Annotated in this window: 22 protein-coding genes; 16 read left to right on the top strand and 6 right to left on the bottom strand. The window is 35.6% G+C overall.

Going from position 1 to position 26,966, the window contains the following annotated elements; genetic code table 11:
- Window positions 1-14 precede the first annotated feature (14 nt).
- Window positions 15-599 (top strand): ribonuclease HII, encoded by a 585-nt coding sequence (locus M2372_RS13790; protein ID WP_123320991.1) that lies wholly within the window; start codon window positions 15-17, stop codon window positions 597-599.
- A 75-nt stretch (window positions 600-674) separates the two neighbouring features.
- Here the strand turns inward: M2372_RS13790 and yidC are convergent, their stop codons facing one another.
- Together yidC and M2372_RS13780 are read right to left on the bottom strand one after the other, a co-directional pair.
- A complete protein-coding gene (yidC, locus tag M2372_RS13785) occupies window positions 675-2,468 on the bottom strand; it encodes a membrane protein insertase YidC (protein WP_123320748.1) in 1,794 nt (597 codons plus the stop codon).
- 229 nt (window positions 2,469-2,697) lie between these two features.
- Window positions 2,698-4,308: a CTP synthase gene (locus M2372_RS13780; protein ID WP_115970395.1), complete on the bottom strand. Its 1,611-nt coding sequence runs from the start codon at window positions 4,306-4,308 to the stop codon at window positions 2,698-2,700.
- 153 nt (window positions 4,309-4,461) lie between these two features.
- Between M2372_RS13780 and M2372_RS13775 the strand changes: the two genes are divergently transcribed.
- The 11 genes from M2372_RS13775 to M2372_RS13725 all read left to right on the top strand — a co-directional run bounded on the left by M2372_RS13775 (window position 4,462) and on the right by M2372_RS13725 (window position 15,809).
- Window positions 4,462-5,064, top strand: coding sequence for a CDP-alcohol phosphatidyltransferase family protein (locus M2372_RS13775; protein WP_123320749.1), 603 nt, complete (start codon window positions 4,462-4,464; stop codon window positions 5,062-5,064).
- The gene (locus M2372_RS13770) at window positions 5,054-5,854 is read left to right on the top strand and encodes a phosphatidate cytidylyltransferase (RefSeq protein WP_123320750.1); all 801 of its coding nucleotides are present in this window, start codon (window positions 5,054-5,056) and stop codon (window positions 5,852-5,854) included. The genes M2372_RS13775 and M2372_RS13770 overlap by 11 nt, the downstream gene beginning before the upstream one ends.
- A 4-nt stretch (window positions 5,855-5,858) precedes the next feature.
- Entirely contained in the window at window positions 5,859-6,902 is a 1,044-nt protein-coding gene (locus tag M2372_RS13765) for a patatin-like phospholipase family protein (protein WP_123320751.1), read from the top strand.
- Window positions 6,903-7,363: 461 nt separating this feature from the next.
- On the top strand, window positions 7,364-8,119 hold the full coding sequence (locus M2372_RS13760; RefSeq protein WP_123320752.1) for an SDR family oxidoreductase: 756 nt from the start codon (window positions 7,364-7,366) through the stop codon (window positions 8,117-8,119).
- The gene (locus M2372_RS13755) at window positions 8,101-9,402 is read left to right on the top strand and encodes a phosphatase PAP2 family protein (protein ID WP_123320753.1); all 1,302 of its coding nucleotides are present in this window, start codon (window positions 8,101-8,103) and stop codon (window positions 9,400-9,402) included. The genes M2372_RS13760 and M2372_RS13755 overlap by 19 nt, the downstream gene beginning before the upstream one ends.
- Window positions 9,403-9,405: 3 nt before the next feature.
- On the top strand, window positions 9,406-11,106 hold the full coding sequence (locus M2372_RS13750) for a bifunctional alpha/beta hydrolase/class I SAM-dependent methyltransferase (protein ID WP_123320754.1): 1,701 nt from the start codon (window positions 9,406-9,408) through the stop codon (window positions 11,104-11,106).
- A gap of 184 nt (window positions 11,107-11,290) precedes the next feature.
- On the top strand, window positions 11,291-12,640 hold the full coding sequence (gene radA, locus M2372_RS13745) for a DNA repair protein RadA (RefSeq protein WP_115970388.1): 1,350 nt from the start codon (window positions 11,291-11,293) through the stop codon (window positions 12,638-12,640).
- 13 nt (window positions 12,641-12,653) lie between these two features.
- A complete protein-coding gene (locus tag M2372_RS13740; protein ID WP_123320755.1) occupies window positions 12,654-13,760 on the top strand; it encodes a helix-turn-helix domain-containing protein in 1,107 nt (368 codons plus the stop codon).
- 83 nt (window positions 13,761-13,843) lie between these two features.
- Window positions 13,844-14,515, top strand: a complete 672-nt coding sequence (locus tag M2372_RS13735; protein WP_123320756.1) for a class I SAM-dependent methyltransferase — start codon at window positions 13,844-13,846, stop codon at window positions 14,513-14,515.
- Window positions 14,512-15,219, top strand: coding sequence for a VanW family protein (locus M2372_RS13730; protein ID WP_123320757.1), 708 nt, complete (start codon window positions 14,512-14,514; stop codon window positions 15,217-15,219). Before M2372_RS13735 ends, M2372_RS13730 begins: the two co-directional genes overlap by 4 nt.
- Entirely contained in the window at window positions 15,216-15,809 is a 594-nt protein-coding gene (locus M2372_RS13725; protein WP_115970381.1) for an ACP phosphodiesterase, read from the top strand. Before M2372_RS13730 ends, M2372_RS13725 begins: the two co-directional genes overlap by 4 nt.
- Here the strand turns inward: M2372_RS13725 and M2372_RS13720 are convergent.
- On the bottom strand, window positions 15,806-16,321 hold the full coding sequence (locus M2372_RS13720) for a DUF6702 family protein (protein WP_123320758.1): 516 nt from the start codon (window positions 16,319-16,321) through the stop codon (window positions 15,806-15,808). The genes M2372_RS13725 and M2372_RS13720 overlap by 4 nt on opposite strands.
- A gap of 82 nt (window positions 16,322-16,403) precedes the next feature.
- Window positions 16,404-19,454 (bottom strand): S8/S53 family peptidase, encoded by a 3,051-nt coding sequence (locus M2372_RS13715; protein WP_185018889.1) that lies wholly within the window; start codon window positions 19,452-19,454, stop codon window positions 16,404-16,406.
- Between the two features lie 341 nt (window positions 19,455-19,795).
- Between M2372_RS13715 and M2372_RS13710 the strand changes: the two genes are divergently transcribed.
- Window positions 19,796-20,374, top strand: a complete 579-nt coding sequence (locus tag M2372_RS13710) for a HupE/UreJ family protein (protein WP_115970432.1) — start codon at window positions 19,796-19,798, stop codon at window positions 20,372-20,374.
- A gap of 67 nt (window positions 20,375-20,441) precedes the next feature.
- Window positions 20,442-22,826 (top strand): M1 family metallopeptidase, encoded by a 2,385-nt coding sequence (locus M2372_RS13705; protein ID WP_123320760.1) that lies wholly within the window; start codon window positions 20,442-20,444, stop codon window positions 22,824-22,826.
- Between the two features lie 100 nt (window positions 22,827-22,926).
- Here M2372_RS13705 and M2372_RS13700 read toward each other — a convergent pair whose 3' ends face one another.
- Window positions 22,927-23,625, bottom strand: a complete 699-nt coding sequence (locus M2372_RS13700; protein WP_123320761.1) for a LytTR family DNA-binding domain-containing protein — start codon at window positions 23,623-23,625, stop codon at window positions 22,927-22,929.
- Window positions 23,625-24,653: a sensor histidine kinase gene (locus M2372_RS13695; protein WP_115970378.1), complete on the bottom strand. Its 1,029-nt coding sequence runs from the start codon at window positions 24,651-24,653 to the stop codon at window positions 23,625-23,627. The genes M2372_RS13700 and M2372_RS13695 overlap by 1 nt, the downstream gene beginning before the upstream one ends.
- A gap of 229 nt (window positions 24,654-24,882) precedes the next feature.
- Between M2372_RS13695 and M2372_RS13690 the strand changes: the two genes are divergently transcribed.
- A complete protein-coding gene (locus tag M2372_RS13690; protein WP_123320762.1) occupies window positions 24,883-25,575 on the top strand; it encodes a DUF2490 domain-containing protein in 693 nt (230 codons plus the stop codon).
- A gap of 18 nt (window positions 25,576-25,593) precedes the next feature.
- Window positions 25,594-26,880: a CitMHS family transporter gene (locus M2372_RS13685; protein ID WP_123320763.1), complete on the top strand. Its 1,287-nt coding sequence runs from the start codon at window positions 25,594-25,596 to the stop codon at window positions 26,878-26,880.
- Window positions 26,881-26,966: the final 86 nt, after the last annotated feature.

Here is a 26,966-nt window from a genome sequence, read left to right as displayed (position 1 = left end):
CAGTAGAAAAAAATATGGACTTAATAAAAAGCTGGTCAAACATTTACATTGAAGCAGGATGTGATGAAGTAGGGAGAGGGTGTTTAAGCGGGCCGGTAGTCGCCGCAGCTGTTATTTTGGATGATAATTTTGAACAAAGTCTCATTAATGATTCCAAGCAACTAACGTTTAAAACCAGAATGAATCTGGACAGCTATATCAGAGATAATGTAAAGAGCTATGCCATAGCAGAACTTCCACCAGCATTCATTGATGAGCATAACATCCTCAATGCCAGTATCCACGCAATGCATCGAGCCCTAGACAAACTGGCTATAACACCGGAACTTATTTTGGTAGATGGCAATAAATTCCATCCTTATAATTATATTCCCCATCAATGCATCATAAAAGGTGATTCCAAAGTTTTAGCCATTGCTGCAGCCTCCATCCTTGCTAAAAACTACAGAGACAGATTAATGATTGATCTTCACGAGGAACATCCCGAATATGGCTGGAATACCAATTTCGGATATGCTACAAAAAGACATCAGGAAGCATTAATTAAGCATGGGCCAACAAAACATCACAGACAGTCTTTCAGATTAAAGTATGACTAATTAAAAAATTAAACTTTATATAAAATAAAAAAGAGAAGCAATTTGCTTCTCTTTTTTATTATGATAGATTATCGATTATTTCTTTTTGTTTTTTTCTTGAGTTTGCTGTTGCTGTTGAGCTTGCTCCATCATTTCTCTCATCTTCTTCTGGAATTTACCTTCCGTTTTCGGCTTTTCTTTATTAGCCTGAATCTGAGCATGAATTTTCTTCTCATCCAGAATTACATATTTAATAACAAGGATGATTAGGATGTTAATTGCATTCGATACAAAGTAATACCATGAAAGACCTGATGCTGAAGTGTTCAGGAAGAATAAGAATGTAATCGGGAAGATATACATTAACACTTTCATGTTTGGCATTCCTTCCTGCTGTGGCTGCTGCATGTTTCCTGAGGTCATTACAGTATAGATTAAGATAACTATTGTACAAGCCAATGCAAAGATACTTAAGTGATCTCCAAGGAACGGAACTTTAAATGGTAATTTAATCAAATCATCATAAGCCGTTAAGTCTTTTGCAAACCAGAATCCTTGACCTCTTAAATCAATAAAGTTCGGGAAGAAACGGAATAATGCATAGAAGATAGGGATCTGTACCAACGCCGGTAAACATCCTGCCATCTGATTTACTCCAGCTTTTCTGTAGATCTCCATCGTAGCCTGCTGCTTCTTCATTGGATCCGCATCCTTGAACTTAGCATTTGCTTCATCAATTTCCGGACGAATCACCTTCATCATAGCACTCAGCTTATGCTGCTTGTACATAATTGGTGATAGAATCAATTTTACGATAATTGTCATTGCAAAAATTACCCAACCTGCTGACAATCCCCATCCAGCAATAATTGCATATAACCACATGAAGAAATAACGGTTCATTGCTCCAATGAAAGACCAACCTAACGGAAGAATTTCATCAAAATTTTTATCGTAAGATTTTAATAATGGTAAATCCAATGGCATAAAATACCATGTAAAATCCTGATTCAGCTCACTTCCGGTCATCTGAACAAAACCTTCATAGTTTAATTTCTTCAGATATTCTCCTTCTTCTACATTTTCCTGATTCCCCTTACTTTGAGTAAATCCATTCTTAGCTTCGATAACAGAAGTAAAGAACTGCTGTTTTACTCCAATCCAGTTAAGAGTTTCTTTTTCCTCCTCCATTGTGGTTCTTCCATCATAATCATAATCTTTATAATTATTGAAAGCATAAGAGAATTCTGAGTGAGATTGTTCCTGAGCTCTACCTTTTTCAAGGTTTCTTACACTATAATCCCAGATAAAATCGGCTTTGTTATCAGAAGTAACTGCTGCAAGACCTTGAGTTCTTACTTTAAAATCAAGTGTATATTTTGGAAGTAATGTATAAATAAACTGAATAACAGCTCCATTATAGTTAGCGGTCATCGTTACAGCATTTCCGTTAACAGTAGGTGAGAAAACTAAATCTTTAGTATTGATTACCTTCCCTGTTTTATCTTTAAACTGGAATCCGTAGTTTGAATTATTTTTATTGATAAGATAAAGCGGAAGGTCAGCCTGATCCGTTTTATTATTGTATGCTTTGTATTCTGAAAGCTGAACTTTAGAAACCTGTCCCCCTAAGCTTGAGAATTCGACATTCAATTCTTTGTTAGACAAATTAGCTGTCTGAATCGCATTAGGAGTTACATTTGGATTGATATTGGTGGCCTGAGTTTGTTTTACGACATTTTTCACCTGTTCCGTTTTCTGCTGCTGAGCTTTTAACTCTTCTTCTTTCATCTGCTTGTTCTGGAAATAGAACATTGCACCGAAGAGAACCAGGCATAAAACCGCGAAACTAATCATCTGCTTCTTATCGATTCCGTTGTTTTGTTGCATTTTATTTTAGATTAAAATTTTAAACTTAAAATGTACGTACACCAGTACGTTATTTGAGCTGACAAAAATACTGTTTTTTTATCAAAACTCTATACTATAATACATTAGTATATAATAAACTCAGGCTGAGAAAAATCAACCTGAGTTTATCGATAGACGTTTATGGTAAAAAATTACCTTATTTGTTGATGTTGGGTTGAATATTATGTTCTTCCCACACTAAAATATCTTACTTAGAAGTTTCACAAGCTTTAATAAAAGCTCTGAATAGAGGATGCGGTGTAGCTACCGTACTCTTGTATTCCGGGTGATATTGTACACCTACATAGAATGGATGTCCTGGTAATTCTAATGCTTCAACCAATCCTGTTTCCGGGTTTGTTCCTGTAGCTAAGAAACCGTTCTTTTCAAATTCCTGAAGATAATCACTGTTGAATTCATAACGGTGACGGTGTCTTTCAGAAATATTTTTACTTCCATAGATTTCGTATAGCTTAGATCCGTTTTTCAAAGCACATTTCCACGCTCCAAGACGCATCGTCCCTCCTTTATCAATCACATTTTTCTGTTCCTCCATTAATGAAATTACAGGATCCGGAGTTGCCGTATCAAATTCCACAGAGTTTGCTTTTGTATGTCCTAAAACATTTCTTGCAAATTCAACCGTCATAATCTGCATTCCTAAACAGATTCCCAACATTGGAATTTTATTTTCTCTTGCATATTTTGCAGTAAGAACTTTTCCTTCAATCCCTCTGTCTCCAAAACCTGGAGCAACAAGGATACCATTAACACCTTTAAGTGTTTCTTTGATATTCTCTTCTGTAATATCTCCACTGTATACCCATCTTACTTTTACTTCAGTTTCAAGGTCAGCTCCTGCATGTTTGAATGCTTCAGCAATAGAAATATAAGAATCCTGAAGGGAAACATATTTTCCAACCAATGCAATTTCAACAGTTCTCTTAGGGTTCTGGAATTTTTTCACAAAAGTTTTCCAGTCTTTAAGATCAGCATCTTTATCACTTTTCAGATCCAGTTCTTTCAAGACTACGTCATCGAAATCTTGTTTCTGAAGATACATTGGAACCTCATAAATAGTTTCCATATCCTTACATTCAATAACGTTTTCCAATGGAACGTTACAGAACTGAGCCAGTTTTGCTCTCTGATCTTTTGGAATTTTATGTTCTGTTCTGCAAACCAATACATCAGCCATAATTCCGCTTTCCATCAACTGACGAACGGAGTGCTGAGATGGTTTTGTCTTTAATTCTCCACTTGAAGCCAGGTAAGGCAATAGTGTAAGGTGGATCACCATAGAATTTTTCTCTCCCAGTTCCCACTTCAGCTGACGAACAGTTTCAATGTATGGTAAAGATTCAATATCCCCTACAGTTCCTCCGATTTCGGTAATGATGATATCGTAGTTCTGTTTAGAAAGGATTTTAATTCTACGCTTAATTTCGTTAGTAATATGAGGAATTACCTGAACTGTTTTTCCAAGAAAGTCTCCTTTTCTTTCTTTTTCAATTACAGTCTGGTAGATTTTTCCTGTAGTAACGTTGTTGTTTTGGGATGTAGGAGCATCAAGGTAACGCTCGTAGTGACCTAAATCCAGATCCGTCTCCGCACCATCTTCAGTCACATAACACTCTCCGTGTTCATAAGGATTCAAAGTTCCCGGGTCAATATTGATATAAGGATCAAGTTTTTGGATCGTTACGTTAAAACCGCGTGATTTTAGCAATAGTCCCAAAGAAGCAGACACGATTCCTTTTCCCAAAGATGAAGTTACACCTCCTGTCACAAAGATGTACTTTGTATTCTTTTTACTCATTAGATTAGGTTTGTGCAAAGTTATGGGAAAAAGAGATACAAAGCAATTTTTTAGATTTTTAAAATGTAGAAACACCCTTCAAACAATTATAAATCCTGATTAAAATTTTTCTCTATATTTGATAAAGACAAATGATACAAAGTAATAATCACCATGATTTCGGTATATAAACTCAAACCAAAATTCCAGCAGCTGCTTACTCCTGTTTTATTATTTTTAAATAAGAATAAAATTACGGCCAATCAGATTACAATCAGTTCAATTCTGTTATCCGCTATAATTGGGGTACTTTTTTGGAATGCAGATTCATCAAAATGGCTTTTTCTGAGTCTTCCGATCGGATTGCTTTTAAGAATGGCTTTAAATGCTTTAGACGGAATGATGGCCAGGAGATTCAACCAAACCAGCAAACTGGGAGAAGTCTTAAATGAGGTAGGTGATATTGTGTCTGATGTCATTATATTTTTCCCTTTGTTAAAATTTCAGCCCGAAAGTATATACCTGATTGTTATTTTCATTGTCTTAAGTGTGATTAATGAATTTGCAGGACTGATAGGAAAAATTGTAGGAAAAGAGCGTCGTTATGATGGCCCTATGGGGAAAAGTGATCGTGCGCTTATCTTAGGATTATATGGTTTACTTGTGTTTTTTGGGGTCAGCATCACAGCGGTTTCAAATTATATTATAGAAATCATCATCATTCTACTACTGATTAGTACCTATGCCCGACTTAAGAAATCACTGAATGAAGCCTGAAGAAAATAAATTCGCAGACGTTCCCTTAAGAGTAAAGACCTGGATTTATATCATTATAGTTTTTGCCCTCGGAATTTCACATCCTCTTGCCATGACCATTTTTATTTCATGGATAAGCTTTCAGGCTTTCTTTGAACTTTCAAGAATGCTTAAAGTTGTAAATCCTGTAAATCCTGCTATATTCATTGGAATTGCCCAGTTTTTACTGTTATACTTTTTTAATATTGAATATTACTTTTTGTACAGTTCTATCTTAGGAGCTACTGTCTTTCTTTATTTTTTAATTGTAAGAGCTTCTGTACAACAATTGTATGGGATTCTTATTGCTCTGCTGGTCTGCCTTTTTGCTTTTCCACATCTGTTATGGATAAGATGCAGTTCCAATGGGCTTAGTTCCATTATTTTCATTGTTGTGGTAACAGAGCTCAATGATGTTTTTCAGTATCTGATGGGAAAATTCTTTGGCAAACATAAAATCGTACCCAAAATCAGTCCGAATAAAACGCGAGAAGGACTTATAGGAGGCATTTTTCTTACGGTGATCCTAAGTAATATTTTAGGATCCTTTTTACTGAAAACCGGTATCTTCACCAATAGTATTATTGGAATAGCCTTGGGAATTTCAGGGTTTTGCGGAGATATTTTCATGTCTTATCTAAAAAGGAAAACAGAAGTAAAAGATACAGGCACACTCCTACCCGGCCATGGAGGCCTTTTGGACAGAATGGACAGTCTCATTTTTAATGCTCCACTATTCTTCTGGATCCTTTCATTTTTGATAAAGAATTAAAATCATGGATGAAAAATTTAAAAGATCAGTCATTTTCTCAGGAGGCGGAACAAGGCTAATGATTTACCTTGGTATTTTTGCAGCCCTGGATGAACTTGGTATGAAACCGGATATTCTCATTGCAACCTGTGGCGGATCTTTTGCAGCAACTGTTATCAACGCTTTTCCTGATCATTTTTCCCGAAAGGAATATATGAAATCAGAAGAATACTATCAGTTTGTATCAAAAACAGCATTGACCAAACATAAAAAACTCTCTGAGATAGGTGTTTTTTCATTAAAAAAATGCTTTGATAAAAGAAAAGCGCCATTCATTGAAGATGTTTTCAACCGGTATATTGTGAAAATGCCTCAAGATCTTTCTGAATGTTTTCCCTCACTAAAAGGTACTAGGTTTTCAAAAGAAATTCCAACCCTTATTATTGGATCTGAACTTCTTTTTAGTCCACAGGAGTCCCAACAGACAAGAAATGAAAAAAAATTGTTCAGAAAAGTAATCTTCACTGATTCTGAAACAGCGAAAAAAATAAACGCGGAGCATATTTCCGTTACTTTCAACAGTTTTAAAAACAGCGCCGTTGAAAAAGATTCTAAACTTATAACAGACGCTTCGCTACTTGAAAGTACAAGAGCTTCTATCTCTGATATGTTTTACGTGAGTCCTGTACTTCTCAAACAGAGTTATTTTATGGGCGGAGTTATTGATCTTATTCCCATTGAACTGGCAAAACATCTTTCCCAGGAAATCATTACTGAGAAAAAACAGCCTTACACCTCAATTGAAGAGGCACTAATCCGTTCGGTTTTTGGTTTCAATGCTAATGAAAGATTATTGGAAACCAATCAGATTAAAGTTGATTATCAGATTGACACTACCAGCATAAAAGAAGTTTTAAAAGGTCATTATCCGGAAAAAAGCATTAACTGGAAAAAATTGGAGATTGATTTTTCATTGCCGAAAACTTATCAGCAATTTGTACAGGATATGGAAATGCAGTGGCAGTATGGTTTTGATCAAACCGTGAAAGGAATAAAGACTAAATTATAATTTTTTTAACCACAAAAGTTTTAACCTCCAAGATTATTTTCAAGTAACAAGTCTTCGTATAAAAAACACATAAAAGTGTTGAAAATTTCTGATTTATTATCCACAAGCACCTGCGTAAATCTGTACAGTCTGCGGTTAAAAAAGTTATCCACAATATGGAATTGCAGAAAACACATCTCCATATTCATCAAAAATTCAACAAGTTATAAATTACATCTGTTAAACGATTTTTCATAAACAAGTCTAATTTATAATATAAAAAAGTTATCCACAATGTCAAAATATGAATCAAAAATTTTCTGATTTTTTCCGAGATCAAGACATCCACTTCAAAACGAGTCATCCGTATAAATCTGCAACATCTGTGGGAAAATAAAATTATTATGTATCCGTAGCAAAACATCCTTATTTTTCATTTTTAAAATTTATTTTTACATACAATTGAAAATCACAACTTACTCATGAATGTTTTTATTGCAGGCGGAACATCTGGTATTGGCTATTCTCTGGCCCGGCATTATCTTTCAAAAGGATATTGTGTAGGAGTTTGTGGAAGAGATCCTGCAAAAATTACCGATAGCCATTTCGAAACCTTGCAGGTTTTCCAGACAGATGTTTGTGAAATGAGTTCTGTTTTATCCACATTAAAGTCTTTCCTTGTGGATAAAGATCAACTTGATATCTTTATTAATTGTGCCGGAAGCTATGCAGAAGATGTGGCAAGAAAAATCTCCTATGAAGAAGCGGAGGAAATGCTGCAGACTAACATTTTAGGAACGGTGAACTGTTTTGAAGCTGCAAGAAAAGCTATGAAAAAGCAGAAAAGCGGAAATATTGCTGTCATTGCCTCAGTTTCCGGAATTATGAATTATGAAAATTCCAGTTTATATACTAAGAGTAAAAGATCTGTCATTCAGATTGCTGATGCTTACCGCCGTGCCCTGAAACCTTTTGGAATTTCTGTAACCACTATTGCACCGGGCTATGTGGATACTGAAAAATTACGTAAGCTGAATCAAAATGATTTAAGCAAAAAACCATTTCTCATCAATTTGGAAACAGCAGTTTCTATTATTACCAAAGCCATTGAAGACAAAGAAAAATTAGTTATTTTTCCAGCAAAAATGAAGTGGATGATGAAATCTTTATCCCTGCTTCCTTCTTCATTACTAAATATCATTATGTTCAGAAAAGCAAAATGGATGAAAAACGATTGAAAATACAGCAGAAGTTGTATGCTCTGATACTTTGTTCCGTTGTATTCACTGTGGTTTACAATTATACGGCGTGGCATATTTCAGCATTACCGGAGGTTCCATCGTTTGTTTTTAACTTTGAAAAATATATTCCGTTTATTCCATGGACGATTATTCCGTATATGACCAGTGGATTATTTTTCTATCTGGTATTTTTCCTTTGTACTAATAAAGAACAGCTTAAGGTTTTGACCCAAAGAATGCTCTTTGTGACAATTATTGCAGGGATCTCTTTTCTGTTGTTTCCTTTAAAGTTTTCTTTACAAAAACCTGATATTGAAAATTTCATTTTGGGATATTCTTTTCAGTTTTTAAAAACATTTGATTCACCTTTTAATCAGGCTCCTTCATTACATATTTCCTATGCATTGATCTTCTGGTCTGTTTTCAGAACATTACAAAAAGGAAGGACTTTTCTACTATTCTTGCTTATTTTATTAGGATTTTCAACGTTAACTACCTATCAGCATCATGGTATTGACATCATAACGGGTGCTATACTTTCTCATATCAGTTTTATCATCTTTCCTTACCGAAAAAAAGATTTCCAATACAGGAATTTTCATGTCGCTAATTTTTATTTTTTATCGGCCTGGATGTTTATTCTAACTGCATTATTATTGAATCAGTTTTCAGGGCAACTAGGACTAATCCTGCTATGGCCGGCTCTGATGAATTTTTGCATCGGTTATCATTATCAAAAAGACAATACCTATTTCTTAAAAGATAGAAACGGAAACATTTCCTGGACCAAAAAGATCTTTTATTTCCCATATCTTTTAATGTACCGGATATTCTGGAGACTTCTCCGAAAAAATAAAACACCTGTTGAACCCGTTTCCCGTATTTATATTTCATCAAAACCGGATCAGGAAACTTTAAAATATTTTAAGCCAGATAAAAATACTTTTGTATATGATCTTTCTCCTGAAATTGAGGAAAACTTATTGCTAAAAGAGCAGGCTAATTATTTTTTCCGTCCTATTTTAGATATAGGAACATTTGATCTTGAAAGAACACAATCTCTCATCACAGAAATCAGCAGAACCCACAGACATCTTCCTGAAGATGGGAAAATACTCATCCATTGTACAATGGGATTTACCAGAAGTTCTGTAATCGGGATTCTGATAATCAAAAATATTTTATCTTTACCCTTAGAGGAAGCAATAACCATTATGAAAACCAGCAATAAGCATATCATTATCCATTCTTACCTGCAGGATTTTCTCAAAAAATTTTAACCTATGAACAGCGGACATTTTACAAGTTTTGATAACAATGAGATTTTTTACAGGGAATGGAATTACCAGCCCCATCAGAAAAGCATCATCATGATCCACCGAGGTCATGAACATTCTGAAAGGCTTAATGATATTGCTCAGTCACCACAGTTTTCGAAATATAATATTTTTGCTTTTGATCTCCGTGGCCATGGCCATACTCCTGCTACAACCTCATCCGTTTTCATGGATTATGTTCGCGATCTGAATGCTTTTTCAAAATTTCTTTACACAAAATATGAGGTGAAGATCTCAGATATTTTTGTAGTTGCCAATAGTATAGGCGGAGTGGTTGCTGCTGCCTGGGCTCATGATTTTGCTCCTGGTATTGCAGGCATGGCTCTTTTGGCACCGGCATTCAGGATTAATCTTATTGTTCCTTTGGCTAATGAAATGATTACATTGGGAACCAAGCTGAAAAAAGGGTTAATCATCAAAAGTTATGTAAAATCGAAGATGCTGACCCATGATCCTGAACAACAGAAAGCTTACGATACTGATCCATTGATCTCCAGATCCATTGATGCGGAGCTTCTTATTGATCTTGCCAAAGCTGGAAAACGTTTAACAGAAGATGCTGAAGCAATAGATACTCCAACATTGATTTTAGCTGCAGAAAAAGATCATGTGGTTTTTAATAAAGACCAAAAAATATTCCATGACAAACTGGATACGGATTTAAAAAAGTACGAGGTACTGCCTGATTTCTTCCACGGAATTTTATTCGATTCCGGAAAAGAAAAAGTATACGATAAAATTGTGAATTTTGCTGAAAAATGTTTCAACAGAGTTCCAAAACAGACCCATCTTTCCCCTGACCCATTTTCTGTAAAAGAAGAGCAGGATCTGAAAAATAATGTTGGAAACAATCTGAACTTTAAACTTCAGAAACTCTCCCTGGGAAAGATCGGAAAAATAAGCAATGGAATGGCTATCGGATTAAAGTATGGATTTGATTCCGGAGCTTCATTGGATTATGTTTATCAGAACCAGCCGAAAGGAAAATTAGGTTTTGGAAAAATGATGGATAAGAATTATCTCAATGCCATTGGCTGGAAAGGAATCCGTATCAGAAAACAACATTTACTTCAGCTTTTAGAACAAAATATTCAGGTACTTAAACAACAGGGAAGAGCTGTTAAAATTCTTGATATTGCCGGAGGTACCGGAAATTATTTATTTGATATTAAAGAGAAATATCCTGAAGCTGAAATTGTCATTAATGAGTTTGTAAAGTCTAATATCGAAATCGGTGAAAAGGTGATTAAAGAAAAAGGTTACCAACAGATCCGGTTTACTAATTTTGATTGTTTTAATCCTGAGACGTATAAAAAACTGAATATTGAACCCAATATCACCATCGTTTCCGGTATTCTTGAACTTTTTGGAGATAATCAGATGGCAAGTAAAGCTATTCAGGGAATTGTTTCCATCTCAGAAAAGGACTCTCACATTGTGTACACAGGACAACCCTGGCATCCACAATTGAAAATGATTGCCTATGTACTGAATAATCATCAGAATAAGGACTGGATCATGAGAAGACGTTCACAGAAAGAGCTGGACAGAGTTATGGCATTCAATACTATTCAAAAAGAGAAGATGCTGATTGATGATTTTGGAATTTTCACAGTTTCTTCCGGGAAAGTAAATGTTCTTAACTGATAATTTCTCTCGCAGATTTTGCAGATTACACTGATCTTTCTTAGCTACTCAATCTGCCAAATCTGCGAGAGAATAAAATCTATTCCAAGTATGCAAACACATACTATAAGCGAATAAGACGAGTTTTTGATATTTAAATCTCTGTAAGCCTCAGAAAAAAAAGCTTTTTTTATAACTTCGCAGTATGGCAAAACTGAAAACGGCATATTTCTGTCAAAACTGCGGAACCCAATATTCCCAATGGATGGGACAGTGCAAAAACTGTGGAGAATGGAATACTCTGGTAGAAGAAGTGGTAGAAAAACCCAACAGCAAATCGGTACCTTTCTCAAAAACCAAGCAACATGTCATCAATATCATTGAGGTAGAAACCAGTGAAGAACCAAGAATAAAAACACCTTCCGAAGAACTAAACCGCGTTCTGGGAGGAGGAATTGTCTTAGGCTCCGTTACCCTGATCGGTGGCGAACCCGGAATCGGGAAATCTACCCTGCTGCTTCAGCTTGCCTTAAAAATGAAGAAAAAAATCTTCTATGTTTCCGGGGAAGAAAGTGCATCTCAGATTAAAATGAGAGCTGACAGGTTAACAGATATTCAAAATCCGAACTGTTTCCTTTTTACAGAAACATCCCTGGAAAAAATTCTTCATGAAGCCAAAAAACTGGAACCGGATTTCATGATCATTGATTCTATTCAGACACTTCAGTCCCAATTGATAGAAAGTTCTCCCGGAACCGTTTCCCAAATCAGAGAATGCTCCAATGAAATCATTAAATATGCTAAAGAAAACAGTATTCCTGTATTTTTGGTAGGCCATATTACCAAAGACGGTCAGATTGCCGGACCCAAGGTACTGGAACACATGGTAGATGTGGTTTTAAACTTTGATGGAGACAGAAATCACCTTTTCAGATTATTGAGAGCCAATAAAAACCGTTTCGGATCTACTTCTGAAATCGGAATCTACGAAATGATCTCACAGGGATTAAAGGAAATTAAAAATCCTTCAGAAATTCTTATCACCAAAAAGTTTGAAGAGCTTTCCGGAAACTCAGTTGCAGTAACCCTGGAAGGTAACAGACCGATGCTTTTAGAAATTCAGGCTTTGGTGAGTACAGCCGTTTATGGTACTCCTCAAAGAAGCTGTACCGGATTTGATTCCAAAAGGCTGAATATGCTTCTGGCAGTTCTCGAAAAAAGAGCTGGGTTCCAACTTGGAGCCAAAGACGTTTTCCTTAATATTACCGGAGGAATAAAAACGGATGATCCGGCTTTAGACCTTGCAGTTATAGCTTCTGTTCTTTCATCCAATGAAGATATAGCCATTTCTGAACATTACTGCTTTGCCGGAGAGATCGGCTTAAGCGGAGAAATCCGTCCGGTTGCTCAGGCAGAACAAAGAATTACTGAAGCCGAAAAATTGGGTTACGAGAAAATTTTCATTTCCAATCTCAATAAACTTCCGAAGAAAAAGTTTGGTATTAAGATTGAGGAAGTAAGCAAAATTGAAGATTTCCACGAAAGACTTTTTTAAAAAAATGTAAACAATGCAACCCGAAAATATTCAGAAGTTTGTCCTCGTACTGCTTTATGGAGGCTTGACTTTGCTTTCATTTACAGTATTGATTAATCCTATGCGGGTTAACAAAAAGGCTAACTTCTTTTTTGGGATATTTATATTCCTCTGGTCCAGTTACTGGCTCCTTGATATTTTGCATTTCTGTGGAATTCCAACGGATTCATGGTTTACGCTTACGTTATATTCAGCACAGATCTTTACTCCTATTTTTTTATTTTTCAGTGTTATATTTTTTATCAATCCTGATTACAGATTTAAAAGAACAGATCTTATTTGCTTTATTACTCCGGTAATTTATTGGGTATTACTTTTTAATATGGAAAATAATCCGATTATCCGAAGTATTGTAATGCTTATTGATGTCTCCCATAATCTTCCCTACATTGCACTTATTTATTTTAAAATCAGAAAACATCAGAAGAGAATTGAAACCATTTCAGCAAATACAGAGAATATAGATCTGCAATGGCTGATCAGATTAAGTTTTCTTCTTTTCGTTACCATTGTGATAACGGTTGTCTATGAACTGTTCAACACTTTTGTGTATAAAATGCATCAGCATTTAGTTATGGATCTGTTATTTCTATTTATTGTTTACAGTACGCTTTATTATGTCCTCAGACAAAAGGAGATTTATCCGGTAAACAAAAACCAACGGGAAGAACTTCTTTCTATTGAACTGGAAAGTGAAACGGAAGAAATATCAAGAAAAAAACTGATTCCGGATGATGAATTTGAATCTTTAAAGCAACGGCTAATTGTCTTAATGGAAACCGAAAAACCTTATCTGGACGGTGATCTGAACCTATTGAAATTATCAGATCTTATTAAGATCAATGCACACCAGCTTTCTTATCTTCTCAACACCGGTTTTCAGGAGAATTTTTTCTATTTTGTGAATAAATACAGAGTAGAACATGCCAAGAAAATGCTTACTGATGATTCTTATCATAAGCTCTCTGTATTAGGAATTGCATTTGAGTCCGGTTTCAATTCAAAAACAGCTTTTAATACGATTTTTAAGAAAATGACAGGGATGACACCTTCTGAATTCAGAAAAGAACAATCCAATTAGTCTGGACTGTAAAAAATTCATTATGCCGGAAAAAAAATTGTAGAAGTCAATAAAATTAAAGATCTTAACAAAAGATTTTTCAAATGATGAAAACTAGTATTCTTGAATATTACAGCAACCTCGCAGAATCCTATGATGAGAACCGCTTCGGGAACTCTTACGGACAATACATTGACCAACAGGAAAGGTCTTTTTTAACCTCTTTTTTCCGGGGCAAAAAATATACAAAGGTTCTGGATCTCGGATGCGGAACAGGTCGCTTGTTAAATTTTGCTACCCATGGAACAGATTTCAGTGAAAATATGCTGGATGTCGCCCGTCAGAAATATCGTGAAAAAATTCTGAAAGCGGGTGAAATTTCAGACATCCCTTTTCATGAGGAATTCGACTGTATTTTCTGCTTTCATGTCATCATGCATCAGAACCGGGAAGAAACGAAAGCATTTTTAAACGAATGTTATCAGAAATTAAACAGGAATGGAAATCTTATTTTCGATTATCCTGTAAAAAGCAGAAAAAAATCCGTTTCTCCACAAAAGGACTGGCATGCCGGAAACAGCTTTTCAGTTTCAGATATTGCAGCGCTTTCAAAAGATCAATGGAAAGTTATCAATACAACCGGAGTGTTATTTTTTCCGATTCACAGAGTGCCGAAAACAATCAGAAGATTCTTTCTTCCACTGGATAATTTTCTTTGCCGCTCCTTTCTGAAAAACTGGGCTTCCTATCATATTACCATTTTGGAAAAGAGATGAAACAGCGACTGAAAAACTGGCTCCCTCATTCATGGAAACTGCAGATGAAACTTTTGCAGCGGTATTTTAATGAACGGAAAAACAATTATGCTTATCCTAAAGAATATCGTTCAGAAAATATTGGAGAATATACCGTCAGCTTCCAGCAAATTATTAAAAGTGGGGCTTTTCATCAGAATAAAATTCACAATTTAAAAGTTGTAGGTGATAAAATCAACAACCTCATTATACATCCCGGTGAAGTATTTTCTTTCTGGAAAATGATTGGAAAACCTAGCGAAAAAAATAATTTTAAGGAAGGAAGAAACCTCATCAACAATACTATTTCAAGTGATTTTGGTGGCGGGATCTGTCAGTTCTCTTCTATTTTATATTATCTGGCGCTTCAATCCGGATTGAAAGTTCTGGAACGATATCCACATTCGATAGATATTTACAAGGACGACGAACGTTTTACACCATTAGGTTCAGACTGTACAGTTGTTTATGGTTACAAAGATCTGCAGATTCAGAATCTATTTTCGTTTCCGGTACAGTTTAAATGTCTTATTAATGATGATGAACTTCAGCTCAGCCTTGTTTCTCCGGAAGAGGTTATCTTAAACGACATTGAGTTTAAATATCTTGAAATTGAAAAAGGAGTTTGGGTAGAAACGGTAAGCAATAGTAAAACTTTGTTTAAAAATTTTTATATTCGTTTATGAATTATCTGGCTCATTCTTTTCTCACTTTCACTGACGGACAAATTGTCGGCCAGTTTTTGGAAGACTTTATCCGAAACAGGGATCGTTTTTCTTTTCCAAAAGACATTCAGGATGGAATTACTTTACACCGCGCCATTGATACTTTCACAGACTCCCACCCTGCCATTCATGAAGCTAAAAAAGTTTTTGCTCCTTTGGTAAGACTCTACGCCGGAGCATTTGTAGATGTTTCTATGGATTATTTTGTAGCCAATGATCTTTCTTTAAATTCCCTGACGGAATGGAAGGCTCATTCTCAGCGGGTGTACAGAGTTTTAAATGCTAATGAAGAGTGGTTACCTGACAGTTTCAAAATAATGTTGGCCAAAATGGAACATGACGACTGGCTTTACAATTACCGTGAAGACTGGGGCATTAAATTCAGTATCCAAAATGTATTGAACAAAGCAAAATATCTGGATAAAGATATCCCTGTTTTTGAAGCTTTTTTAAATCATAAAGATATCCTTCAGGAATGTTATAATGACTTTTTCCCTGATCTTTTGGCCCATGCAAAAGAAATCAACACTCTTATTCAGTTGGAAAATTAAAACTGTTTATACAGATAACGGTTAGGATACGTTAATTTTTCACTCTTTCGATCTCCGTTTACAATGATATGGACAATATTGATCTGATCATCAAAAAGATTGTACAGGAAACTTACAGCTGTTTCCACTTTCTTAGGATTAGCAACGGGTTCAGATTCAAGATAGACATTTACAGATTCATGATCTTCTTCATACCCAATATAATTCATTTTTAAAAACTTATTATTGGTTTTTAGTTTAAAATACTCCTGACAATATTTTTGTAAAGCTTCGTTGATATTAGCTTTATATTTTTCATCATTAAAATGAAAAGAGCCGGCATATTTTTTACTTAATCCATTCTCTAGGTCATCTAAAAAGAATCTTCCGGTTACTTCAAAAGTTTTGGATTTTGAGCTATAGTTAATTTCTACAGAGCCTACATGATAAGGGTGAAAAGCTTCCTTATCCACAAAACTTTGAAAAACAGAAGTTAGTATAAAAAGAAATCCAAAAAAAAGTTTACCAGACATTCATCTTATTTTTAGCAAATATAAAAAAAGCAACAGTTATAAAAACTGCTGCTCTCTTTTGATTATTTAATTATAATAAGATTTAATCTTTAATCACTTTTTTAGTAACCACCGTATTATCATTCAGTGTAACGGTAAATAAGTATATTCCTTTTACCAGTTCAGAGACGCTAATTTTGGTTAAACTTTTATTAACATTAGCTATTTTAATCAATTTCCCCGAGGCGTCATAGATTGCTACTGTCGCTTTGGAATATCTTCCCAATATAACATTAACAACATCTTTTGCCGGATTCGGAGTAAGGTTAACTTCTGAATTCAACTTAATATCTGTCGTTCCCAATGACGATAACGAGATTGTTTTCAGAAAATATCCTCCAAAACCTGTATTTTGAAAGCTTATTTCCCAATATTTATAGGTATCGTTCCATACAATATCAGAAACATTCAGGGGAACCATGGTAGCAGGGCTGCCAAAAGAAGCTACCGTTCCTGTATTTCCAGCACTTGTTCCTGCATACTTTTCTATTATGATATTCGCTTTATTAACATCATCAGTACTGGAAGTAGGTAATTTTTTTATATTGCCTGTAAGGTTGTAAGCATCAAAATCGGCCTGACTGAAATAAAGAGTTACCTTCCCTGTTGCCATTAAAGCATCTGTTGTAGGATTTATTTCATATCTTCTTGAAACATACTTGGGTTGTGCAGCATCTACCCATACTTTTGAAGTGACATTTCCTGAAATAGTACTTATTGCCTCTTTTTCTACTCTCGTAATAAGTTCGCAATTATTAGTATAATAATTTTTGCCTGTTGTAATTGCTGTGGTTTTAGATAAATTAGCTGTGGCCAGCTTTTTTATTTCAGGTTTATCTTCATACACAACAGCTCTGATTCTTAAATTACCATCTGCAGAGATCCAAGTTGTACCATCATTAGATACCTTACTTCTTCCACCATTAGGGGATACCTGTTCAAAGAACAAAGTCATTACTCCTGCTGAAGTGTTTAACACCACATAAAAATCTTCCTTCATTGTAATATTTACATTTAAATCGGAAAGATTGATATAATTCCATCCTGTTCGATAAAAAGTATTTTTAATTGAAGTAAATGATTTTGAGGTAATCAATTCCCCTGGATTCCCACTTGCGTCAACCTTTTTGATATCAATAGTAAATGGTACATCTCCCAGATCTCCATGAGCAACAAAAAAATTCACTCCACTTAATTTACCGGTTTTGGAAGGTGTATATTTTACTGCCATAAAACTCTTATCCACATTAACAGCACCAACACCTGAATCCTCATAAAACTGTGTATCATAATTAATACTCTCAAATTCTGAAACAGCACAGCCTATCTCATCTGCAACAGCTTTGTATATATCTAATTTTCCATATCCCCATCTCGGATTGGGAAGATTACCCGTTTCAGCATCTTTTCTTGCATTACTGGTCAATCTGGATTTAACATTTGAAGCCGTTAAATTTGGATTCGCCTGCAACAATAAAGCAACCGCTCCCGCAACCCCTGGAGAAGCCATACTCGTTCCCTTATCAACAACATACTTATCACTGATACGGTCTACTGCCTGTGGATCCAAACCTCTTGGACTAGATGACGACAGTGCCGAAATTACAAACTGCCCAGAAGCAGTAATCTCGGGTTTCAAAACACTATCTATCCTTGGACCTTTATTACTAAAAGTAGAAATTCCTTCTACAGTTGATCCTATCCCAAAACGTAAATTACTATCTACACTACTCAAATAGTTAGCTCTTCCATTATAAGATGCCACTGTAATTGCACTCGTAGCATTTCCGGGAGTACCTATCACATAATCATTATTGCCATCCTTTAGCGTTGTAGCAACTTCTTGACCGTAAAGCCATCCATTTGTAGAAATCTGGCCAGCTCCATTATTTGTAATTTCCAAAGTATACATCCCCTGGCAATCAGCAGTAGCTCCCGCATTTCTGGTAACGACTAACTCAACAAAACGTTTGTTATTGTCTACATGCCAATAATTATATATTGTTGCTGTAAAGGCTCCCCCCAGAATACTATGGTTGGTATCTGTAGAAATATTCTGTGTATACTGCTGTCCATCCGGGGTTGTTAATTTAGCAGTTACAGAAGTATCATTATTCGCAAACATTATAAATGAGAACACTGATGATGTAGATGTATCACTCCCTACTGTGAATACATAGGATCCGGTAGCATTTGAAGCAATATCCACATTCCTATGAATGTTTTTACCAAAATCATTTCCTGCGGCAATCACCACTACTCTTCCTAGACCTGATGCAGTAAAAGAATCAACAGCCACTTCCTGTGCTGCAAGTCCATCATGTGCTGAAACATGCCCTGCAATACTCATATTAACTACAATCGGTCTATTAAGTGCAGTTGCTACCTTTCTAAAATAAGTTAATGCATCTATTGTATTGTTCGATGAAAAAGTTCCATCTCCTCCTTTTACAATCACAATATCTGCATCTGTAGCAAACCCCTTATGTCTTAGATCCGAGAAAGCAGCACCATTCCCCGCTACAGTTCCGGCTACATGGGTGCCATGGCCGTTTATATCTCTTTCACGAACAAAATTTGTAGGAGTCCCATCGATTTCATCCTCAATTTGTGTTCTGGTATATTCTACTCCGTTACTAAACCCTGCTGGTGGGGCTTCTGTACCTTGAGCAGTCAGCGTTTGATCCCAGATTGAATAAATTCTGCTTTTAGTCTGATCATTTATTCCTCTAAAATCAGGATGTTTCCAATCAATACCTGTATCAAAAACTCCCACCAAAATTCCACTCCCGTTATAAGCGGTATTATTAAAAACTCCATCTTGAAGAAGTGTGGCTCCTGATTGTCCTCGGCTTGCATCGTTATTGATACTATCAAAACGTGGTGCCATAATGGAAGTCACATAAGGAAGTTGAAGTAGTCTTTCAATGTCCTCGATGCTCACCAAAGCAGTGGCAAAATTAGGTAGAACACTTTGAACCAAAATACCTTCCGATTTTAAACGTTCAGGATCCTTAGTATAAATGATACAGGAATACATCGTCTGTGTACCCTTAGCCATTACTACCAAATGGGCACCAAGTTGTTTTTCCAAATTATTCAAATCTTCTCCTTTAATTCCTTTGGTTACATTTTTTTTGTTGTTTAATAAAGTTTTAAATCGTGAATCTAACTTTTGGACTTGCCCAAAATACAAAGAGCAACAAAATATCAGAAAAACAGACATCGCATTTTGAACACGCCTTTTACCTACACTTGTAATGTGTACTTTTGTACAAAATAATTTTTTAAAGTTCATTGTGTATATTTTTTTCATCAATAAAATTACACATTTAACACCAAACACAACAACAAAGCACTCATTTCCATACACATACAATAATTAACTAATAAAATCAACAATTTATTCCTATTTACAAAATACAAAAACTATATATGCAAGATTTTCTCTTTTATTTAAACCTTGGGTGGGAACATATTATTTCTCTTGATGCCTTAGACCACCAGTTATTTGTCTTAGCCTTGATCGCTGTTTATTCCTACAGTGACTGGAAAAAGATTCTGATCCTTGTCACCGCATTTACCATTGGACATTCTGTTACACTGGCTTTAAGTATCCTTGATGTTTTCAGGGTTCCTTCTGATTGGGTTGAATTTTTAATTCCCCTGACCATTGTTCTGACCTCTCTGGATAATATTATTATGAAAAATCAGAAACAGACGTTGATGCGGGCCAATTACTACCTTGCCCTGATCTTTGGACTTGTTCATGGAATGGGCTTTGCCAATACTGCCAGAGTGATGATTGCTAAAAGTCAGGGCATTGCAATTCCATTATTGGGCTTCAATATCGGATTGGAATTGGGACAGATCGTCATTGTAGGTGCTATTTTAATACTGTTGTTTATTCTGCTTACTATTTTTAAGGTTAACAAAAAAGACTGGATTCTTTTTGTCTCATCCGGAGTATTTGCATTATCTCTAAAAATGACTTTGGAAAGAATTCCTTTCTAAACATGAAAATTTTTCACTATTTCAACTGCTTATTACTATCTTTGATCATTATTAAATCATTTCGGTTATGAAACTAAAAGTTGTTATACTTTCACTTTCTGTATTTGCATATACAGGTTTCACCGCACAAAATATTCAGAATAATCCGGGCAGCAATCATGGAAACAAGTTTGAACAGCTGGGAAGTATTCTGCCAACACCCAATATTTACAGAACAGCTTCCGGTGCTCCGGGACACGGATACTGGCAAAACAGGGCTGATTACAATATTACGGCTTACCTTGACGAGGATAAAAGAAATCTGAAAGGGTCTGAAACAGTTACCTATTACAACAATTCTCCGGATGAACTGGAGTACATCTGGCTTCAGCTGGATGAAAATGAACATTCAAGCATTAGGAATGCAGGATATGATACATCATCAGTCCTTCGCCCGTCAACAACGGATCAACAGCTTAAGGTAACGGAACTTCCTGTAAAGGATAACGGATATGGAGTTATTCTTGAAAAAGTAACGGATGCTTCCGGAACTCCTCTAAAGTATACCGTTAACAAAACCATGATGCGTATTGACCTTCCAAAAGCGTTGAAAAAAGGAGAAAAATTCGTTTTCAAAGTAGACTGGAACTATAATATTTCCAACAGAATGAAGATGGGAGGCCGTGGTGGTTATGAAAATTTCCCTGAGGATGGCAATGACCTGTATACGATGACACAATGGTATCCAAGAATGTGTGTATACAGCGATTTCCAGGGTTGGCAAAACCATCAGTTTACCGGAAGAGGTGAATTTGCCCTGGTTTTCGGAAATTTTAAAGTGTCTATGAATGTCCCTTCCGATCACATTGTAGGCGGAACGGGAGAATGTAAAAACTACGATCAGGTATTAACTTCAGATCAACTTTCAAGATACAGAAAAGCGGAAAATGCTTCTGAACCTATAGAAATTGTCACTTTAGATGAAGCCAAAAAAGCGGAAAAGAATCATTCGAAACAAAGAAAAACATGGGTTTTCGAAGCGAATGATGTAAGGGATTTTGCCTGGACTTCTTCAAGAAAATTTGTATGGGACGGAATGCATGTTACTATTCCTGAAAACAATAATAAGGTAATGGCAATGAGTTTTTATCCTAAAGAAGCCTATGGACTTTATAGAAAATTCTCCACAAAGGCCGTAGCTCACACAATAAAAACCTATTCGGAATTTACCATTCCTTATCCATATCCTGTAGCTCAGTCTGTAGAAGCCGCCAACGGGATGGAATATCCTATGATCTGCTTCAATTTCGGAAGAACGGAAAAAGACGGAACGTATTCTGAAGGAACAAAAAATGGAATGCTCGGAGTAATTATCCACGAAGTAGGCCACAACTTCTTCCCAATGATCATCAATTCTGATGAAAGACAATGGGCCTGGATGGATGAAGGTCTGAATACTTTCACGGAATATCTTACGGAAGAAAAATGGGATAATAAATTCCCGTCTAAAAGAGGTCCGGCATGGACAATCGTAGATTATATGAAACTTCCAAAAGACCAGCTGGAACCTATCATGAGCAACTCAGAAAACATTGTTCAGTATGGTCCGAATGCGTATTCAAAACCTGCTACAGGACTGAATATTCTTCGTGAAACCATTATGGGAAGAGAACTTTTTGATAAGGCTTTTAAAACCTATGCGAAAAGATGGGCTTTTAAGCATCCTGAACCTGCAGACCTTTTCCGAACTATGGAAGATGCCAGTGGTGAAGACCTTGACTGGTTCTGGAGAGGATGGTTCTACGGAACAGATCCTGTAGATATCTCCATTGATAAGGTAACCGTAGCAACGCCTAATCTGGATACCGATCCAAAAGCTGCTACAGAAATAAAGTATCAGGTTGAAAAGCCATTGGTAAATAGTTTCGAAGATCTTTCAAAAATCAGAAACAGAGAAGATAAAAATATTAAATTCTATGTTGATCAGGATAAGGATGCACAGGATTTTTACTACCGATATGACAGAGGTCAGGAAAAAGTAAGCACCAAGGAATATATTTCTAAAATAGATGCTACTCCACCTCTAGATGCTAAGGATAAAGAGAAATTTAAAAATATTACCGCTTATCAGATCGACTTTTTGAATAAAGGCGGATTAGTAATGCCGATTATCCTCGAATTCACCTTTGAAGACGGTACAAAGCTGTACGATAAATCTTCGGCACAGATCTGGAGACTTAACGAACAAAAAGTTTCAAAGACCTATTATTTTGATAAAAAATTGAAATCAATTCAGTTAGATCCTATGAGAGAAACTGCTGATATTGATACCACCAATAATTTATGGACCAACAATGGTTCCGGTAGGGAAACTTCAAAATTCCAGCTCTTCAAACAGAAACAGGATGGAAGTTCTGCAAGAGGAAGTTCTAATGGAAAAGTAAATCCTATGCAGGCAGCAGGAAAAAGCTAAAAAGCATAATTGCCGGCAAACAAAAACCGAAAAGCTCACTGAATCAGTGAGCTTTTTATTTTTACATTAGAAATAGATATAAAAATTTAACCTATACTTTTTACCCTAAATATTCTTTCAGGTGTTTTTTATAAGTTCTTCCCAATGGGAGCTGCTCTCCTCCTTTCAGATAAATCGTATTTGAATCATATGAACTGATATGAGAAGAAAGGACAATATAAGATTTATGAATTCTGATAAATCCTAAATTATGAAAGTTTTCTTCAAAATTGGACATCCGTTCCAGGATCATATATTTTTTCAAATGAGTGATCAGAATAATATATTCTCCAAACCCCTGAATCCACTTTATATCTTGAAGAAGGACTTTATTCATGATATAATTAGATTTAAACATAATGAAATCTTCCTGTTTTTTATCTTCTGCAGATTGTTTAAACTGTAAAAAGTCCTTTGCTTTATATACTGCTCTTTTAAATGTTTCGAAATCTACAGGTTTCACCAGATAATGCACTACATCCAATTCAAATGCTTTTACAGCATACTGAGTTTCAAGGGTAAGAAATATACATAATGGTTTATAGGGAAGCTTAAGTAAAAGGTCAATCCCATTGATATAAGGCATATTAATATCCAGAATAACAAGGTCTACCCTATTCTTCTGTAAATATTGCAGTGCCTCTTCCGGGTTCTGAAATATCTCCAGCAAGTCTACATCTTCTATCTGATCACAATAGTGCCGGATAAGTTCTAACGCGGGATATTCATCATCCACTCCTACGATAGTCAGGTTAGCCATTATAGTTTAATTTTTAAAGTAGTTTCGTATGTATTATTCTCAGCCGCTTCCGATATAAAAGTAAATCTTTCAGGATAATATTTTTCCAGAATGCTGATGACCGCTTCATTTCCAAATCCATTATCATTAAAGTTATTCACTAGATTCCGGTTCTTGGCTACAGAATTTTTAATTTCAAATAATAATTCCTGATCCTGTATTTTGTAAGATACCTTGATAAAGCTATTCTCTTCAATTCCCACTGCTGAATGTTTTAAAGCATTTTCAAATAAAGTAAGACAAACTGATGGCGGTACTTCAATAAGTTCCAGCGTTTCATCATCTTTTATTTCAAACTTGATATCCAATAGGTTATTATACTTTAGCTGGTAAAGTCCAATCAATGATTTAATCGTTGAAAACTCCTGCATTAACGTAATTTTTTCCTTATTGGTATCATAAATAACATACTGCAGCAAACGGCTTAACTGTAAGATTGACTCAGATGTTTTTTCAGATGGATTAAAACTTTTGGAATAAATATTATTAAGAGTATTCAACAAAAAATGAGGGTTTAGTTTCGATTTTAAAAGGTCAAGATACAATTGGTCTTTTTCTTCCCCTAAATTTTTAAAATCCTGCTCGATCAAAAATTTATCCTTCGTGATTCCCAGAAATGACGCCACCAGTATCACAATGCCCTGAGCGGTATAGACATTATAAAGGAATTTTGTATTGGAAAGGGTTTCATCAAATTTCATATGAAACACCGCAGGTTCCAGCAAAATTCTAAAAAGACTTGATACTAAAAAACAGATGAATGCATACAGAATAAATTCCGGATACTTATTGGAAAGATAAAACCTTGGCACAAGATAAAAATAGACCAGATAGTAAATCCCAACATTGAAAATAATTACAAATAATACAGACCAGATGAGCTCAGGAACATCCAAAAAGTAGTTTTCGGTGAAAAAAGTGATGATAAAGAAGAAGAAAAAGAAGAAAACGTGCTGAAACTTCAGCAAAAGCCCCCAATGATATTCCATCAGTCTCTTTAAAATCTTACCACTAAGTAAAACTCTAAAAATCAATAATATAAATATAATATTTATAATAAAAAACATCTAAAATATCCAATTTTCAATCTTCCAAATATAAGACCTTTTTCTCCCCGGATTGCAGTTTACTGATAAAAACTGCTATTGATTGAAAAATAAATTCACGGCTCCTTCTTATAAATATATTTGAGAAAGCAGGATATTAATTCAATTTTACATGAAAGTTAAATTATCGTTAATCACCTTTTTTCTACTAGGTGTCAGTCAATTTGTTATGGCTCAAAGCCGGGACAGTTATAATATGTGGTTCCAATACCTCATGTCTGCAAAACTGACAGACAAAAGTACGTTGACAGCCCTTACCCAATACCGGTCTTTTGACCTCGCCTATGATACCAGACTTTTTCTGGTTTCTGCCTATGTAGATTATGAAGTAGCTCCTGAAGTAAGACCTGCTGTAGGAGCAATGTTTCTTATTCTGGACTCGTACAAATCTGATAACACCAAAAAAGAAAGGTATGAAAAAAGACCTTTCCAACAGGTAAGTCTGGGAGGTAATATCGGAAGAACCTCTATTTCTCACCGATTTCGTGTGGAGGAACGGTTTATCAGTAATCCGAATGAATTCATTGTAAGACTCCGTTATCTTATTTCTTTAAGAATCCCATTCAATAAAGCCGGGGAGAAAGAAAGGCTTTATGGTATTCTGAAAAATGAAATCAGAATGAATGCCAGCAAAGAAGAAACTTTTGACAGCAACCGTTTAACAGCCGGGATAGGAATAAAAACAGGAAAAAACTCAGCCATAGAAGTTGCTTTTATCAACCAGCTGGAAACCGGATCTACCAGTAACTATGCCTATATCGGCTATCGAAACAATTTTGACTGGAGAAAAAATAAAAATAAATAACCTCAAATACAACCACCTATGCTTACATTCCTTGGATTTTTGATGATCATCATCTTTATGGTGCTTATCATGAAGAAGAAGATGACTCCTCTTACCGCCTTAGTCATTATCCCTGTAGCCATTGCATTTTTAGCAGGTTTTGGATCTCAATTGGGAGAAATGATGAAGAATGGAGTCAAGGAAATAGCCCTTACAGGGGTTATGCTCATCTTTGCCATTCTTTATTTCAGTTTAATGATAGACACCGGACTTTTTGAGCCTTTAGTCAATCTTATTTTAAAAGCAGTTGGAGACAATCCAGTAAAAACAACTATAGGAACTGCTATTCTGACCACATTGGTTTCTCTGGATGGTGACGGCTCTTCTACGTATATCATTGTTGTAGCAGCCATGCTTCCTTTATATAAAAAACAAGGAATGAACCCATTAACGCTGACCTGCATTATTATGCTGGCCGGTGGAATTATGAATATTTTACCTTGGGGAGGTCCTACGGCAAGGGTGATGAGCTCCCTGAAACTGGGACACACCGAAATTTTTGTGCCTATGATTCCTATTATGGCTTTAGGCATCATCTGGGTAATCTTTGTAGCCTACATCTTAGGGAAAAAAGAAAAAAAACGCATCGCAAAATATGGGAAGTATACAAAATACAGTACCGGAGACATTGCCGGAGAATCTGATCCTCAGCTTCTCCGTCCAAAACTGATCTGGGTGAATTTAATTTTGACTCTTATTCTGTTGACTGTGATGATATTAGACATTGTTCCATTAGGTATTGCTTTTATGATTGCTTTTTGTATTGCTTCTGTTATCAATTACCCAAAACTAAAAGATCAGCAGAAAATTATTTCAAAACATGCCGGAAACGCATTGTCTGTAGCAGGAATGATCTTTGGAGCAGGAATCTTTACGGGAATCCTTAACGGAACCGGCATCATGCAGGCTATGGGAAATAGTATGATAGACATTGTTCCCAAAAGCTGGGGTGGTTATCTGAATATTATTACAGCCATCTTTAGTGTTCCTCTTACTTTCTTTCTCACGAATGATGCCTATTATTTTGGAATACTTCCTATTATTGAGGCAACAGGACGCCAGCTGGATATTGCTCCTGAAATATTAGGAAGAGCAAGTCTTGTTGGTCAGGCATCTCATTTATTAAGTCCTTTGGTTCCTTCTACGTATCTGTTGGTATCACTAGCAGGAGTAGAATATTCTGATCACCTGAAGTATACTTTAAAATGGGCAATCGGATCATCAATCATCATGCTTATAGGGGCGCTACTTCTTGGAACCATATGATAAGAATGTAATGAATAATGAGTATCTTCAACTTCAGAAATAATAATACCGCTTAAAACTTGTTTTGTAAAAAACAGCTTATTTTT

The organism is Chryseobacterium sp. BIGb0232, from assembly GCF_024810195.1.
GTDB lineage: Bacteria > Bacteroidota > Bacteroidia > Flavobacteriales > Weeksellaceae > Chryseobacterium > Chryseobacterium pennae.
The sequence above is the reverse complement of the archived record's forward strand: the minus strand, read 5'-3'. Positions and strand labels throughout refer to the sequence as shown.

Excerpts from the sequence above, each read along its gene's own strand:
- M2372_RS13685 (WP_123320763.1), top strand. The coding sequence starts at position 25,594 with ATGCTTACATTCCTTGGATTTTTGATGATCATCATCTTTATGGTGCTT.
- M2372_RS13730 (WP_123320757.1), top strand. The coding sequence starts at position 14,512 with ATGAAACAGCGACTGAAAAACTGGCTCCCTCATTCATGGAAACTGCAG.
- yidC (WP_123320748.1), bottom strand. The coding sequence starts at position 2,468 with ATGCAACAAAACAACGGAATCGATAAGAAGCAGATGATTAGTTTCGCG.
- M2372_RS13750 (WP_123320754.1), top strand. The coding sequence starts at position 9,406 with ATGAACAGCGGACATTTTACAAGTTTTGATAACAATGAGATTTTTTAC.
- M2372_RS13720 (WP_123320758.1), bottom strand. The coding sequence starts at position 16,321 with ATGTCTGGTAAACTTTTTTTTGGATTTCTTTTTATACTAACTTCTGTT.
- M2372_RS13780 (WP_115970395.1), bottom strand. The coding sequence starts at position 4,308 with ATGAGTAAAAAGAATACAAAGTACATCTTTGTGACAGGAGGTGTAACT.
- M2372_RS13725 (WP_115970381.1), top strand. The coding sequence starts at position 15,216 with ATGAATTATCTGGCTCATTCTTTTCTCACTTTCACTGACGGACAAATT.
- M2372_RS13775 (WP_123320749.1), top strand. The coding sequence starts at position 4,462 with ATGATTTCGGTATATAAACTCAAACCAAAATTCCAGCAGCTGCTTACT.
- M2372_RS13770 (WP_123320750.1), top strand. The coding sequence starts at position 5,054 with ATGAAGCCTGAAGAAAATAAATTCGCAGACGTTCCCTTAAGAGTAAAG.
- M2372_RS13755 (WP_123320753.1), top strand. The coding sequence starts at position 8,101 with ATGGATGAAAAACGATTGAAAATACAGCAGAAGTTGTATGCTCTGATA.
- M2372_RS13690 (WP_123320762.1), top strand. The coding sequence starts at position 24,883 with ATGAAAGTTAAATTATCGTTAATCACCTTTTTTCTACTAGGTGTCAGT.
- M2372_RS13790 (WP_123320991.1), top strand. The coding sequence starts at position 15 with ATGGACTTAATAAAAAGCTGGTCAAACATTTACATTGAAGCAGGATGT.
- M2372_RS13765 (WP_123320751.1), top strand. The coding sequence starts at position 5,859 with ATGGATGAAAAATTTAAAAGATCAGTCATTTTCTCAGGAGGCGGAACA.
- radA (WP_115970388.1), top strand. The coding sequence starts at position 11,291 with ATGGCAAAACTGAAAACGGCATATTTCTGTCAAAACTGCGGAACCCAA.
- M2372_RS13710 (WP_115970432.1), top strand. The coding sequence starts at position 19,796 with ATGCAAGATTTTCTCTTTTATTTAAACCTTGGGTGGGAACATATTATT.
- M2372_RS13705 (WP_123320760.1), top strand. The coding sequence starts at position 20,442 with ATGAAACTAAAAGTTGTTATACTTTCACTTTCTGTATTTGCATATACA.
- M2372_RS13735 (WP_123320756.1), top strand. The coding sequence starts at position 13,844 with ATGATGAAAACTAGTATTCTTGAATATTACAGCAACCTCGCAGAATCC.
- M2372_RS13760 (WP_123320752.1), top strand. The coding sequence starts at position 7,364 with ATGAATGTTTTTATTGCAGGCGGAACATCTGGTATTGGCTATTCTCTG.
- M2372_RS13695 (WP_115970378.1), bottom strand. The coding sequence starts at position 24,653 with ATGGAATATCATTGGGGGCTTTTGCTGAAGTTTCAGCACGTTTTCTTC.
- M2372_RS13740 (WP_123320755.1), top strand. The coding sequence starts at position 12,654 with ATGCAACCCGAAAATATTCAGAAGTTTGTCCTCGTACTGCTTTATGGA.
- M2372_RS13700 (WP_123320761.1), bottom strand. The coding sequence starts at position 23,625 with ATGGCTAACCTGACTATCGTAGGAGTGGATGATGAATATCCCGCGTTA.